At 65.1% G+C, this 13976-nt stretch carries 9 protein-coding genes; 8 read left to right on the forward strand and 1 reads right to left on the reverse strand.

The genetic code is table 11. The annotated features are described in order from the left end of the window. Positions 1-71 precede the first annotated feature (71 nt). From RAD16_RS37735 to RAD16_RS37765, 7 genes are all read left to right on the forward strand, one after another. A complete protein-coding gene (locus tag RAD16_RS37735) occupies positions 72-2378 on the forward strand; it encodes a flagellar hook-basal body complex protein (protein WP_458162941.1) in 2307 nt (768 codons plus the stop codon). Positions 2379-2413: 35 nt separating this feature from the next. After that, entirely contained in the window at positions 2414-4297 is a 1884-nt protein-coding gene (flgK, locus tag RAD16_RS37740; RefSeq protein ID WP_458162942.1) for a flagellar hook-associated protein FlgK, read from the forward strand. Positions 4298-4317: 20 nt separating this feature from the next. After that, complete coding sequence (locus tag RAD16_RS37745; protein WP_458162943.1) at positions 4318-6201, forward strand: flagellar protein; 1884 nt, start codon at positions 4318-4320, stop codon at positions 6199-6201. A gap of 72 nt (positions 6202-6273) precedes the next feature. Further along, on the forward strand, positions 6274-7050 hold the full coding sequence (locus RAD16_RS37750; RefSeq protein ID WP_458162944.1) for a hypothetical protein: 777 nt from the start codon (positions 6274-6276) through the stop codon (positions 7048-7050). A 10-nt stretch (positions 7051-7060) separates the two neighbouring features. After that, on the forward strand, positions 7061-8683 hold the full coding sequence (locus RAD16_RS37755) for a hypothetical protein (RefSeq protein ID WP_458162945.1): 1623 nt from the start codon (positions 7061-7063) through the stop codon (positions 8681-8683). 1 nt (position 8684) lies between these two features. After that, on the forward strand, positions 8685-9938 hold the full coding sequence (locus RAD16_RS37760) for an ATP-grasp domain-containing protein (protein ID WP_458162946.1): 1254 nt from the start codon (positions 8685-8687) through the stop codon (positions 9936-9938). Beyond that, on the forward strand, positions 9935-11431 hold the full coding sequence (locus RAD16_RS37765) for a pyridoxal phosphate-dependent decarboxylase family protein (protein WP_458162947.1): 1497 nt from the start codon (positions 9935-9937) through the stop codon (positions 11429-11431). Before RAD16_RS37760 ends, RAD16_RS37765 begins: the two co-directional genes overlap by 4 nt. A 70-nt stretch (positions 11432-11501) precedes the next feature. Here RAD16_RS37765 and flbT read toward each other — a convergent pair whose 3' ends face one another. Continuing rightward, the gene (flbT, locus tag RAD16_RS37770) at positions 11502-11939 is read right to left on the reverse strand and encodes a flagellar biosynthesis repressor FlbT (protein WP_458162948.1); all 438 of its coding nucleotides are present in this window, start codon (positions 11937-11939) and stop codon (positions 11502-11504) included. Between the two features lie 322 nt (positions 11940-12261). Here flbT and RAD16_RS37775 point away from each other — a divergent pair, with 322 nt between their 5' ends. Continuing rightward, entirely contained in the window at positions 12262-13836 is a 1575-nt protein-coding gene (locus RAD16_RS37775; protein WP_458162949.1) for a flagellin N-terminal helical domain-containing protein, read from the forward strand. Positions 13837-13976: the final 140 nt, after the last annotated feature.

The raw sequence follows: 13976 nt of genomic DNA on the forward strand, positions 1-13976 counted from the left end.
AGCCTTTGCGACTGTCTCCCCGACTGCGGCCATGTCTTGGCGCCGCCGAGATCGGATTTGGAGACAAAGTTATGGGTATCTTCGATGCAATGAACACCTCGGTGGGTGGCCTGCAGGCGCAGTCCTACGCGCTTCAGAACATTTCCGGCAACATCGCGAACTCGTCCACCACCGGTTACAAGGGCATCGGCACCAGCTTCGTCGACCTCATTCCCGACGCCTCGGTGCCGACCAAGCAGGTCGCGGGCGGCGTGACGGCCAACGCCAAGGCGACCATCACGACCCAGGGCACGATCTCGTCCTCCACCGTCGCCACCAACATGGCGATCACCGGCGACGGCTTCTTCTCGATCCAGAAGGCGACCGGCGTCGTCGACAATGTCCCGGTGTTCAACGGCGTCACCTACTACACCCGCCGCGGCGACTTCCAGCTCAATGCCAACGGCAATCTGGTCAACGGCGCCGGCTATTATCTGATGGGCACCACGGTCGACCCCAAGACCGGCAACCCGACCGGCAGCGTCGCCACCGTCCTGAAATTCCAGAACAACTTCATCCCGGCGCAGGCGACCACCTCGATCCAGTACGCCGCGAACCTGCCGAGCGTGCCGAATACGGCGGCGAGCTCGACCGCGTCGAGCGGCACGCTGCTGGCAGCGGGCGGTCTGAACCCGTCCGACTTCGCGGCCAACCCGCTGCCAGTCGGCACGCCGGCCGCGCCCTACACCAATGCAAAGGTCTCCGGCTCGGCGGCCACCGGCAATGTTCGCTCGGCCTATACTTCCACGACAGGGACGGGCTCCGTTGCCTTGCAGGACACCGCATCGGCGGCTGCTACCACGGCGACCGTGCTCGATTCTGCAACGACACCCCATCTCGCCACGAGCATCCTCAACGCGCTCGCCAACGGCACGACCGGTACGACCCTGACCATCACGGGTGTCGGCGGCGTCGCCCATACGATCACCTTCGATCCCAACGTCACCACCCTCACAACGGCCGGCGGCAACACCACGATCGGATTGGCTCCGGGTGCCGCCAATACCAATAAGGTGTCTGATATCCTGAATGCGATCGCGACCGCGGCCGGCATCCCCAACACCAGTGTGACTCTGAGCGCCACCGGCAATATCCAGATCGCGAGCGGCACCTCCGCTGACATTCAGGTTACGAGCGGTGCGGCGGCCACCGCGCTCGGTCTCAGCACCGTGACGCGCGGCGGCAATGTGCTGTCCTCGCCTGCCATCTCGGGCTCCACGGTCCTGAGCGGCACCGCGACAGCTGGTAATCCTCAGGTGCTCTCGTCCGGCTTTTCGGCAGGTCCGCCCGCCGACACGATCACCGTTAACGGTCAGACGCTGACCTTCGTGGCCTCGGGCGCGTTGTCGACCGATAACACCAAGATCAACATCACCGACAACATCACGATGCTGCTCCAAAAGATCGACGCGCTTGCCGGAGCGTCGGGATCGTCGGTCAGCAGCAGCGGCGTGATCACGCTGAACACCGGCACCGCGTCCAACCTGCAGGTGTCGAGCTCCAACACTGCGGCGTTCGCCGCGCTCGGCTTCACCTCAACCGTCGTCAAGAATCGCGACGGTGGCGGCACCGCCGGCACCGGCGGCGTGATCGGCAACGACATCGCGACCTTCACCAAGGAATCGATCAGCGGCGGTGCGGTGACCGCCTACAATGCCGCGGGCACGCCGGTGAACCTGCAGCTGCGTTGGGCCAAGACCGACAGCGCCTCGCTGGGCGGGGGGCATGCCGACACCTGGAACCTGTTCTACCAGGCCGATCCGAATGCGACCGGCACGACGGTCGGCTGGGTCAACACCGGGCAGGCCTTCACCTTTGCCGCCGACGGCTCGCTGACCTCGCCGAGCGGATCGGGCATCACCATCAACAATGTCAGCGTCGGCGGCCAGTCGCTCGGCTCGGTGGCCTTCAACATCTCCTCGGGCGGATTGACCCAATACGCCAGCACCAGCGGCGCGGTGACCATCAACACCATCACCCAGAACGGCTACGCGGCCGGTCAGCTCCGCTCGGTCGCCGTCAACAACAACGGCCTCGTGGTCGGCACCTTCTCCAACGGCCAGAACCTCGATCTCGCGCAGGTCTCGCTGTCGCACTTCAACGGCACCAACTACCTCAAGGCCCTCGACGGCGGCGCCTACGCCGCGACCGAGCAGTCGGGAAATGCCATCGACGGCGCTTCGGGCACCATCAGCGGCTCGTCGCTGGAAGGCTCCAACACCGACATAGCCGACGAGTTCACCAAGCTGATCGTGACCCAGCAGGCCTATTCGGCCAACACCAAGGTGATCACGACAGCGAATTCGATGGTGCAGGACCTCCTGAACGTGTTGCGCTGATCGGCGCGTGACGTAACCAAAGGCGGGTAAGTACAATGGGTTTGAGTTCAGCCCTTGCCAGCGCGATGAGCGGTCTGCGTGCCAACCAGGCCGCGCTCTCGATCGTCTCCTCGAACGTCGCCAACTCGCAGACGCCGGGTTACGTCGTCCAGACGGCGAACCAGATCGAGGTCTCCACCGGCGACTTCGGCTCGACGGCGATGACGACCGGCGTCAGCCGGGAGCTCGACACCTATGTGCTGAACCAGCTGCGCACCGAGACCGGCGGCAGCGGCTACGCCGACCAGATGGCCAACATCCTGAAGCAGCTTCAGAATGTCTATGGTACGCCCGGCAACAGCGGCACGCTAGAAAGCGCGTTGAACAAGTTCACCTCCTCGCTCCAGGCGCTGTCGACGAGCTCGGGCGCGTCCTCGGCGCAGACCGTCGCACTGGGCGCGGCGCAGGCGCTGGCGCAGCAGCTCAACGTGACCACCAAGGGCATCCAGTCGCTGCGTTCCAACGTCGAGCAGGATCTCGGCACTTCGGCACAGCAGGCCAATGCGGCGATGCAGAAGGTCGCCGACATCAACACCAAGCTTCAGGGCCTGTCACCAACCGATCCCTCGGCTGCGACGCTGATGGACCAGCGCGACCAGGCCATCAACACGCTGTCGAAATTTGTCGACGTCCGCGTCACCACCGACGGTTCGAACCAGGCCAACATCTACACCACCACCGGCTTCCAGCTGGTCGGCGCCGGGCTCGCCTCGCAATTCTCCTTTGCCTCCGCCGGCGCGCTGTCCGCGACCTCGCTCTACAACACCGATCCGAGCAAGTCCGGCGTCGGTGCGCTCACTCTCAAATTGCCGAACGGCTCGCAGATCGACGCCGTCGCCAACAACGTGGTCTCGTCCGGCCAGATCGCGGCCGACCTGAAGCTGCGCGACCAGACGCTGGTGCAGGCGCAGACCCAGATCGACCAGCTCGCCGCCACGATGTCGAGCGCACTGTCGGACAAGACCACGGCCGGCAGCACGGTCTCCGGTCCGCCGGCCGGCTTCGATCTCGACCTTGCCAGTTCGCAGGCAGGCAACACGGTCAACATCACCTACACGGACAAAACGACCAACACCCAGCGCCAGATCACGCTGGTCAACGTGACCGATCCGGCGGCGCTGCCGCTGCAGACCGCCACCAACGCCAATCCGATGCGGGTGGGCGTCAACTTCGCCGGCGGGATGAGCGCGATCGCTTCTGCGCTCAACACCGCTCTGTCGGGCTCGCACCTGTCGTTCTCCGCCGCACCGGCGCCGGCGAGCGCCACGACGCTGCGGGTGACCGACGACAACAGCGGCCTTGCCAAGATCAACTCGGCCTCGACCACCAAGACGATCTCGTCGCTGACCTCGGGCAATCCGCAGCTGGCGGTGTTCACCGACGGCGGGCAGGCGCTCTACACCGGTGCGATCACGGCGTCGGGCTCGCAGATGACCGGCCTTGCCGGGCGCATCGCCGTCAACACGCAGCTGGCCAGCGATCCGACCAAGCTGTCGGTCTACAACACCTCGCCGGTGACGCCCGCAGGCGACACCACGCGCTCGGACTTTCTCTACTCGCAGCTCACCACCTCGGTGTTCTCCTACTCGCCGACGACCGGCCTCGGCTCGTCGAGCCAGCCCTTCACCGGCAGCGTCTCGAACTATCTGCAGCAGTTCCTGAGCGTCCAGGGCAATGCCGCGACCCAGGCGACCCAGCTCCAGCAGGGCCAGAGCGTCGTGGTCTCGACGCTGCAGGCCAAGTTCAACTCGACCTCCAGCGTCAACCTGGACTCGGAGATGTCGAACCTGATCCAGCTCCAGAATGCCTATGCCGCCAACGCGCACGTGATGTCGGTGGTGCAGAGCATGATGAACACGCTGATCCAGGCTCAAGTGTAACCAGTACAGGGCTCTGAAACATGTCGATCAGCAGCATCAACTATTCCTCGTCGATCCTCGGCGCGCAGATCCGCAACATCAATCAGCAGCTCACCGACCTGTCGACGCAGCTCTCGACCGGCAAGCTGTCGCAGAATTATTCCGGCATGGGCACCAACGAGGGCTTTGCGATCGCCTCGCGCTCGCAGCTCTCCAACATCGCCGCCTATACCGACACGATCACCAACGTCAACGTCAACATCAACCTCGCCAATACCGCGCTGCAGTCGCTGACGACGATCCGCAACACGGTGCAGACCGGCTCGGCCAGCACCGCCCAGGACCTCAACGTCAACGGCCAGACCGTCGCGCAGAACACCGCCGCCGCGCAGTTCGGCTCGATGGTCGGCGTGCTCAACACGCAGTCCGGCAACCGCTACCTGTTCTCGGGAACGTCGGTGAACACGCAGTCGGTTGCGGACGCCGGCGACATCATCAACGGCACCACGACGCAGGCCGGCTTCAAGACCGTGATGGCGGAGCGCCAGGCCGCCGATCTCGGCGCCAACGGCATGGGACGGCTGGTGCAGACGCAGCCGACGGCGAGCTCGGTGAAGGTGTCGGAAGACGTCGCCGGATCGCCGTTCGGGCTCAAGATCAAGGCGGTGTCCTCGACGCTGACGGGCGCGACCGTCACCGGCCCGAGCGGCTCGCCGGTGTCGTTCTCGGTCGATCTCAACGGCGTCAATCCGAACAATGGCGACAAGCTGAGCGTCCAGTTCACGCTGCCTGATGGTTCGACCGAGCAGATCGACTTGACCGCGTCGAGCGCGACGCCGACGCCGCTCGGCAGCTTCGCGATCGACGCGAGCACGCCCGTCAACCCGAACAACACGGCGGCCAATCTCAACACCGCGCTGAACACCGCGATCACCAAGCTTGCCAACACCTCGCTGGTGGCGGCCTCCGCGATCACGGCCGGCGACAATTTCTTCAACACCGCAAGCTCCGCGATCGGCACGCCGGTCAACAACCAGGCCACGCCGCCGGCGCCGGTCACAGGCGCGACGGCGCTGTCGGGCGTGAGCCCCTCGGACTCGATCTCGCCGGGCTTCGTTGCCGGCGACACCATCACCGTCAACGGCACCACGCTCACCTTCGTCAACTCGGGCGCGACCGGCAACCAGCTCAATGTCGGCGAGAGCATCCAGACGCTGATGAGCAAGATCGACGCGATCACCGGCACATCGAAGCCCTCGACCGTGCATGGCGGCTCGATTACCATCAACACCGACGATGCGGCAAGCCTCAACATCACGACGACGAATACGGGCGCGCTCGGCGCGCTGGGCTTCGGCGCGACGCCCGTCACCGCGACCCAGCCGCCGCTGCGCGTCGGCTCTTCGCCGGCGAGCTCGGCGACGACGCTGGTCAACGGCTCGGCCACAACAGTGAAATGGTACACCGGAAATGACGGGCCCGGCTCGGCACGCTCCACCGCGATGGCGCGGGTCGACGATTCCGTCACGGTGCAATATGGCGCGCAGGCCAACGAGGATGCGATCCGCCAACAGTTGCAGGCCATCGCTGTGTTCGGGACGTTCTCGACGTCGCCGACCGGGCAATATGCGGGCGGGCAGGTCGCCGCGCTGAGCCTGCGGGTGACACAGTCGCTGACGAAGCAGCCCGGCCAGCAGCACCTCGAGGACATCCAAACCGACCTTGCGATGGCCCAGAACGCGATGAAGGATGCGGGAACGCGCCAGACCCAGGCCAAGGCGCAGCTCCAGAGCATCGTCGACCAGGCGGAATCGGCATCGCCCGACCAGGTCGCCAGCGAGATCCTGTCGCTGCAGAACGCGCTCCAGGCCTCCTACCAGGTTACCTCGAACCTCGCGCAGCTCTCGCTCGTCAAGTTCCTGTAAGGAAACGTTAAGGCGCCGTTAACCATGCCTCTTTACCTCTTGGTGAGGTTTTAAGCGCGGGCTGAGCCGTCAATGTCGGACAAGATGCAGCTGGTGGTGGCCACGCCGTGCTTCGGCGGGCAGGTGTCGAGCATTTATGCGAGCTCGATCTTCGCGCTCCAGCGCGCCGCGCACGGCATGTCCAATCTCGAGCTCAAGGTGCTGCTGCGCGACGGCGATGCGCTGATCACCCGGGCGCGGGCCAATCTCGCCGCGATGTTCCTGGATGATCCCAAGGCGACGCATTTCCTGTTCATCGACGCCGATATCGGCTTCAAGCCCGAGCAGGTGTTCCGCCTGATCGAGTGTGGCGCGGACGTCGTCGCCGGCTGCTATCCGATCAAGCGGGTGAACTGGGACAAGGCGAAGCGGGCGATCCAGTCCGGCCGCGCCGACGTACCGGCGGCCTCGCTCGACTACGTGCTCGAGATCGAGGACCCCGACCGCATTGTGATGGTCAACGGCTTCACCCGCGTGCGCTACGCCGGCACTGGCTTCCTGATGATCCGCCGCCACGTGCTGGAGGCGATGTGCCGCCATCCTGATTACGCCAACCTGCAGTTCTTCCGCGAGCATTCGCACGACACGCTGGCATCGAGCCCGAACCGGTTCGCGCTGTTCGAATGCATGATTGATCCCGCGACCGGGACCTATCTCTCCGAGGATTTCGCTTTCTGCAAGCGCTGGACCGATATCGGCGGCGAGATCTGGGCCGACATCCAGAGCTCGCTCGATCATGTCGGCCCGTCGGTGTTCCACGGCGACATCGCCTCGCAATTCGCGCCGGCGGCTGCGGCCGACGCGGCGTGAGCCTTTCGGGATGAGCAACGGCGCATCCCCTCTGCCAATCCCGGAGCGCGCACCCGACGGAGGCTTGCGCTACCGTCTGCGCGATCTCTTCACGCCGCTGGATACGCTGCTGGTCTCCGGCGGAGACCCGCGGCTGGCGCTTGATCCCCGGGATCGCGTCAACGCCTATGGCTGCGCGGCCTCGCCGGAGCCCGAGATCTGGAATTTCGCCTCTTCGACCGCGTCCACGATTTCGCAGGCGGCCTACGATCGCGCGGCGCTCGCGCGCGAAGAGCTGATGCACAAATGCCTGTTCGACGAGGTCGAAATCGCCTTCGATGCGCGCTGCGAGGCCATGCGCGATGAATTGCGCGGCCATCTCCAGCTCTCGCCGCGCGTCGACGTCGTGTTCTCGCCGTCCGGCACCGATTCCCAGCTTCACGCCTTGTTTCTGGCCGGCGCGGTGCTCGGCGCGCCGCCCGTCTCGATCGTGGTCGGCACGGACCAGACGGGCAGCGGCACGGTCCATACCGCGCGCGGGCACCATTTCAGCACGATGACGGCGAGTGGCCTTGCGGTGCGCAAGGACAGTGCGGTGGCGGGGCTTGCGAGCGACAGCATCGCAGTGCCGCTGCTCGATACAGTGCCCGGCATCGCGATGCGCTCCGATGCGGACGCCGCAGTCATGCGTGCAATCGAGATCAGCCTCGCGCAAGGCCGGTGCGTTCTGCTCCATATCATGGATTCGTCAAAGCTCGGCTGGCGCGCGCCGAGCGCTGCCTGCCTCGATGAGATCGCGCGGCGCTGGCCGCGCAAGGTTCAGGTGGTCGTCGATGCCTGCCAGGCGCGGCTCGGGCGCCGGCGGCTGCGTTCCTATCTCGATCGCGGTTACATGGTGCTGATGACGGGCTCCAAATTCTTTGGCGGGCCCGCCTTCAGCGGTGCGCTGCTGGTGCCGAAGGGCCTGTCGCGGTCGATCGACCGGATCGGCGCGATTGCGCCGGGCATCTTCGGCTATGCCGGCCGCTGCGACTGGCCGATGGCCTGGACGGCATTGCGCTCGCGCTTCGAGCGGCGGCCGAATTTCGGTCAATGGCTGCGCTGGGAGGCGGCGCTTGCGGAGATCGGCAGCTATTATGCCGTGCCCGGCGCGTTTCGCGCCAGGGCGCTGGCCGAGCTCTTCGCCGGCATCGACAGCATGATCGCCTTGTCACCGTCGCTTCGCGCCGTTCCGAATGCATCCGGGATCACCGGCGCGGACGACGAGGAATTCGCGGCCGCCACGATCCTTCCGTTCACACTGCTCCGCGACGGCAAGTCGGTCTCGGTCGCCGAGACCGCCGCCGTTCATCGCGCGCTCGCGCGCGACATGAACGAGGAGATCAGCGGCAGCACGGCGGACCGCCAGGTCGCCGCGCAGCGCTGTCTCGTCGGCCAGCCGGTCCGGCTGGAGCGGCAGGACGAGGCGCCGCAAGCCGTGCTGCGGCTCTGTGTCGGCGCCCGGCTCGTCACCGAAGCCTGGTCGGCGGATGCCGCGCAGGCGCAACGTAATTTGCAGCACATCCTCGATCGCATCGCCCATGTCGTGGCGAAGATCGAGCTGCTGCTTGACCGTGCCGCGGCTGCGCCGGGGAAGTCTGTGCTCGAGGGCTGATATGCTGAATCCTGTTTCCGTGCCGAACGGCGCCATCACGCCAAACTATTCCGACCGCATCGGCTTTGCGAAGTTGACGCGCCGGGCCTTCCAGGGCGGCGATCTGCATCCGTTGCGCGAGCATCTGCTGGCGCGGATCGCGGAAGGGACGGCGGAGGCCGGCGAGGGCCTGGATCTGTCGCTGGTTGCCCAGCTCCTCGGCGAGAAGGAAGCCGGCCTCGTGATCCAGACCGAGGTGCTCGCCTTCCACCAATTGTTTCGCTCGCCCTGCGCTGTTCCGAAGCCGCGCCTGCGCGTGCTCGCGCTCGCGGCCGATATCGACATGGGCGGCAACACGCCGATCGAATTCCTGCTCGAAGACTCCGATATCGAGCTGTTGACGCTTTATGTAGTCAAGGGCGTCGGCCTGCCGGAGACATTGCCGGATCATGACGTCGCCATCGTGGTCGCCTCCGATTCCGAGGAATGTCGCGAGACGCTCGCGGTCATCGAGGCGGCCGCGCCGAGCTGGCCGCGGCCGCTGCTCAATCGCCCCGAGCTGATCGGCAATCTCGATCGCGACAAGCTCTATCGGTTGCTGGCCGATATTCCCGGTCTCGATATTCCCGTCACCGCCAACGCGACCCGTGCGCAATTGACGGCCCTCTCGGAGGGGCGGATCGCCTGCACGGAGATTACGGGCGAATTGCACTTTCCAATGATCGTGCGGCCGCGCGGCACGCATGCCGGCGTCGGCCTTGCGAAGATCGACGATGTGGCCGCGCTCAAAGCCTATCTTGCCGAGCGGCAGGAGCAGGATTTCTTCGTCGCGCGTTTCGTCAACTATGCGAGCCCCGACGGGCTCTTTCGCAAGATGCGGCTCACCATGGTCGACGGCAAGCCTTACGCCTGCCACATGGCGATCGCCGATCGTTGGGACATCTGGTATCTCAACGCCTACATGGCGTTCAGCGAGGAGAAGCGCGCTGAAGAAGCCATCTTCATGCAAGACTTCGATCACGCCTTCGCGGCGCGCCACAAGACTGCGCTCGACGAGATGAGCCGGCGCGTCGGCCTCGACTATTTCATCGTCGATTGCGCCGAGAACCAGAACGGCGAGCTCTTGGTGTTCGAAGCCGACAACACCGCCGTCGTGCACAACATGGATCCGCCGTCGGTGTTTCCCTACAAGCCGCCGCAGATGCGCAAGATTTTCGCCGCATTCACCGCGATGCTGTCGCGGCACGCCAGGGCCGGCGAGGGGCGTGCGGCATGAACGAGATCATCCGCAACACGCAGCCCGCGGTCACGAACACGTCGCTCGATCCACAGGATTGGAGCGCGTTTCGCGCGCTCGCCCATCGCATGCTGGACGAGACCATCGACGGCATCGCCAATGTTCGTTCGCGTCCGGTATGGCAGCCGATCCCCGATGAGGTTCGTGCGGCTATCAAATCCGACGTGCCGCGCGAGGCCAGCGATCTCGCCGATGTCTACCGCGAATTCGCCGAACACGTTGCGCCCTATGCGACCGGCAACGTCCATCCCGGCTTCATGGGCTGGGTACACGGCGGCGGCACTGCGGTCGGTATGGTCGCGGAGATGCTCGCGGCGGGCCTCAACGCCAATCTCGGCGGGCGCGACCACATGCCGATCGAGGTCGAGCGCCAGATCGTCGACTGGATGCGCCGTCTCTTCGCTTTCCCGGAGAATGCGAGCGGCATCTTCGTCACCGGCACGTCGATGGCCAATCTGATGGCGGTGCTGGTGGCGCGCACGACTGCGCTCGGCAAGCTGGCGCGTCAGTATGGCATCGGCAATGACGGTGCACTGCTCACCGCCTACACGTCGCGGGCCGCGCATGGCTGCGTCTCGCGGGCCATGGACATCGCCGGGCTCGGCACCGATGCGCTGCGCAAGATCGATGTCGATACCGATCATCGCATCGACGTCGCCGCGCTGCGCGCGCAGATCGCGGTCGACCGCGAGGTCGGGTTCAAGCCGTTCCTCGTCGTCGCCTCCGCGGGCACGGTCGATATCGGTGCGATCGACGATCTCAAGGCCGTCGCAGCGCTGTGCCGCGAGGAAGGAATCTGGTTTCACGTCGACGGCGCTTTCGGTGCGCTCGCAATTCTCTCGCCCGAGCTCGCGCCGCTGCTCGGCGGCATCGAGCTTGCGGATTCCATTGCGCTCGATTTCCACAAATGGGGACAGGTGCCCTACGATGCCGGCTTCCTGCTGGTGCGCGACGGCGAGCAGCATCGGCAGGCTTTCGCCCAACCGGCGGCCTATCTGAGCCGCGAGGCGAGGGGGCTTGCGGCGGGCGCGGTCTGGCCCTGCGATCTCGGTCCCGATCTGTCGCGCGGCTTCCGTGCGCTGAAGACCTGGTTCACGCTGAAGACGTTCGGCACCGATCGCCTTGGCGCCGTGATCGCGCGAAGCTGCGCGCTCGCCAAATATCTGGAGGCGCGCGTTCTGGCCGAGCCGCGGCTGGAATTGCTGGCGCCGGTCAACCTCAACATCGTCTGCTTCCGCTACCGCGCGGGTGATGCAGTCAATCGCGAGATCGTCGCCGACATCCAGGAGTCCGGTATCGCGGCGCCATCGAGCACCACGTTCGATGGCAAGTTCGCGATCCGTGCCGCCATCGTCAATCACCGCACCGACGAGACGGATATCGACGCGCTGGTGGCGGCCGTGCTGGCGTTCGGCGACAAGCGAAGCGGCGGCGTGATCGACGTCGAGGCGCCACCGCTCGCGGCGCAGTGACGTCAATAACCTCCAAAACAAAACGCCCCGGACCTGATCCGGGGCGTTTTGCTTTCAGATGCTGGAAGGCTCAGGCGGCGGAGCTGACGTCGCCCTTGACCTCATCCTTGGGATGGGTCGCCTCGAACTGCTCACGCAGCTTGTCTTCATAGGCGATCAGCTTGCGGGCGTCCTTGAGGGCCCGATAGAGATCGCCGCTCATGATGTTGTTGTTGATGCTCTCGATGATCGGCCAGGCGCTCGGCACGGCGGTGACGATGTCGCGCACCAGGTTGAAGTAGGTGCCGTGCTGGCTCTGCGGATCCGGCGAGATGTACATGAGCTGGACCGCCAGATAGACGAGCTTGGCGGGCGTATCAGCGGTTTCCGGCGTGAGGATGTCGCGCTCGCGCAGGATCGGCACGTTGTCGCCGTCGATCAGAAGGCGGGCGCGCTGGTCGGTGTTGGTTATCACGCAGTTACCGACGATGATGCGTTCGTGAGGTCTCAGCTCGACCTTGAGGGCCATGCCTGTTCTCCATCAACTCTTTTGTAACGAGCGTCGCGCGCGCCCCCCGATGACGGCAGTCGGCTCTGATTGGGGGTAATCCTTGCCGAATGTGGTTAACGGCTCGTAAACGTCGGCCGAGGTGGCAAAAAACGAATGATAGTCAAGGGTTTACAGGCGAGAGAAACTGCCGCTGGAAGCTTTTGAGAAGCCAATTCGGGCACGGCGCCGACAAACCGGCGGTTTCATTTCACAGATTGTTAGCGGCTTGGACGCAACCGTCCGCGGGTCGTTTGATCAATCTTGGTCAAATAGGACGCGTAGCTACCAGAAAGGTAACAGTATGTCCGGTATCGTTCTCTCCGCTTCGGTTCGTCAGAACCTTCTCTCCCTCCAGTCCACCGCCGACCTCCTCGCCACCACCCAGTCGCATCTGTCGACCGGCAAGAAGGTGAACTCGGCCCTGGACAACCCCACCAACTTCTTCACCGCTCAGGGTCTCGACAACCGCGCTGGCGACATCAATAACCTGCTCGATGGTATCGGCAACGGCGTGCAGATCCTGCAGGCTGCCAACACCGGCATCACCTCCCTGCAGAAGTTGGTCGATTCCGCGAAGTCCATCGCCAACCAGGCGCTGCAGCAGCCGTCGGGTTACTCGTCGAAGTCGACCTTCACCTCGGCCGCGATCGCGGGCGCGAGCGCCACGAACCTGCTGGGGACGCCGGATACCGCCGCCACCCTGACGGGCACCGCGACCGGCACTCTTGCCGCGTCCTCGGACCTGACGACCGCGGCTGGCGGTAGCTTTGCTGCTGGCGACACGCTCATCGTCAACGGCACGACGATCAAGATCACGGCTGCCGGCGCTGGTACTGCCGCCTCTACCACGGCTGCGGACGGCACCATCAATCTGAACACCACCGCGGCCACGGCGGCGACCACCGACGACCTGACCGCTGCGATCAAGACGGCTCTCGGCGGCGGCAGCGCGGCGGCGGCCATCGCCGGCAATCAGCTGACGCTCACGGCCGGCAACACCAGCGACAGCATCACGCTTGGCGGTACGGCGCTGGCCAAGGTCGGCCTCACCGCCGGCACCACGGCGCCGACGTCGACCTTCAGCGGCCAGACGCTGACGATCGGTGCGATCGACGGCAGCGCTGCCCAGACCATCACGATCGGCACGGGTGCCAACCAGGTCAACACGCTCGACGCGCTCAACACCAAGCTCGCCTCAAGCAACCTGACCGCTTCGCTGAGCTCGACCGGCCAGCTGACCATCACCACCACGAACGATGAAGCCTCGCAGAACCTGACGAGCTCCATCATCGGCGGCACGGCGATCGGCTCCGGCAAGCTGTTCGGTGCGGGGGCCTTCGCTGCCGCGGTGAAAGACACCAACTCGCAGAACGCCCGCGCCAGCCTGATCGCTCAGTACAACAACGTGATTGATCAGATCAAAACCACCGCGCAGGACTCGTCTTTCAACGGCGTCAACCTGCTGAACGGTGACACGCTGAAGCTGACGTTCAACGAAACCGGCAAGTCGACGCTGAGCATCACCGGCGTCACCTTCGATCCGGCCGGCCTCGGCCTTGCGAAGCTGACATCTGGCACCGACTTCGTGGACAACGCTACGGTCAACAAGGTTCTGACCACGCTCAACGCGTCCAGCAGCACGCTGCGTTCGGAAGCGTCGACTCTCGGCTCAAACCTGTCGGTCGTGCAGATCCGTCAGGACTTCAACAAGAACCTGATCAACGTCCTGCAGACCGGTTCGTCCAACCTGACGCTGGCCGACACCAACGAGGAAGCGGCCAACAGCCAGGCGCTGTCGACCCGCCAGTCCATCGCGGTCTCGGCGCTGTCGCTGGCCAACCAGTCGCAGCAGAGCGTGCTGCAGCTTCTGCGCTGATACGCGACGAAAATCGCCACTCAAGGCATCGCGGCGGGGCTTTGGCCCCGCCGTTTCTTTTTGCCGTCCAGCCGGGCTCGCGCAGGGGGCCGGCACCGTGGCGGATTAACGCATTGTTAACCCTGCGGCTTAAGCCGCCA

This window comes from Bradyrhizobium sp. 18BD (genome assembly GCF_054185225.1).

Bases quoted from the DNA above. Each gene is read 5' to 3' on its own strand.
- RAD16_RS37735 (WP_458162941.1), top strand. From the start codon at position 72: ATGGGTATCTTCGATGCAATGAACACCTCGGTGGGTGGCCTGCAGGCG.
- flgK (WP_458162942.1), top strand. From the start codon at position 2,414: ATGGGTTTGAGTTCAGCCCTTGCCAGCGCGATGAGCGGTCTGCGTGCC.
- RAD16_RS37745 (WP_458162943.1), top strand. From the start codon at position 4,318: ATGTCGATCAGCAGCATCAACTATTCCTCGTCGATCCTCGGCGCGCAG.
- RAD16_RS37750 (WP_458162944.1), top strand. From the start codon at position 6,274: ATGTCGGACAAGATGCAGCTGGTGGTGGCCACGCCGTGCTTCGGCGGG.
- RAD16_RS37755 (WP_458162945.1), top strand. From the start codon at position 7,061: ATGAGCAACGGCGCATCCCCTCTGCCAATCCCGGAGCGCGCACCCGAC.
- RAD16_RS37760 (WP_458162946.1), top strand. From the start codon at position 8,685: ATGCTGAATCCTGTTTCCGTGCCGAACGGCGCCATCACGCCAAACTAT.
- RAD16_RS37765 (WP_458162947.1), top strand. From the start codon at position 9,935: ATGAACGAGATCATCCGCAACACGCAGCCCGCGGTCACGAACACGTCG.
- flbT (WP_458162948.1), bottom strand. From the start codon at position 11,939: ATGGCCCTCAAGGTCGAGCTGAGACCTCACGAACGCATCATCGTCGGT.
- RAD16_RS37775 (WP_458162949.1), top strand. From the start codon at position 12,262: ATGTCCGGTATCGTTCTCTCCGCTTCGGTTCGTCAGAACCTTCTCTCC.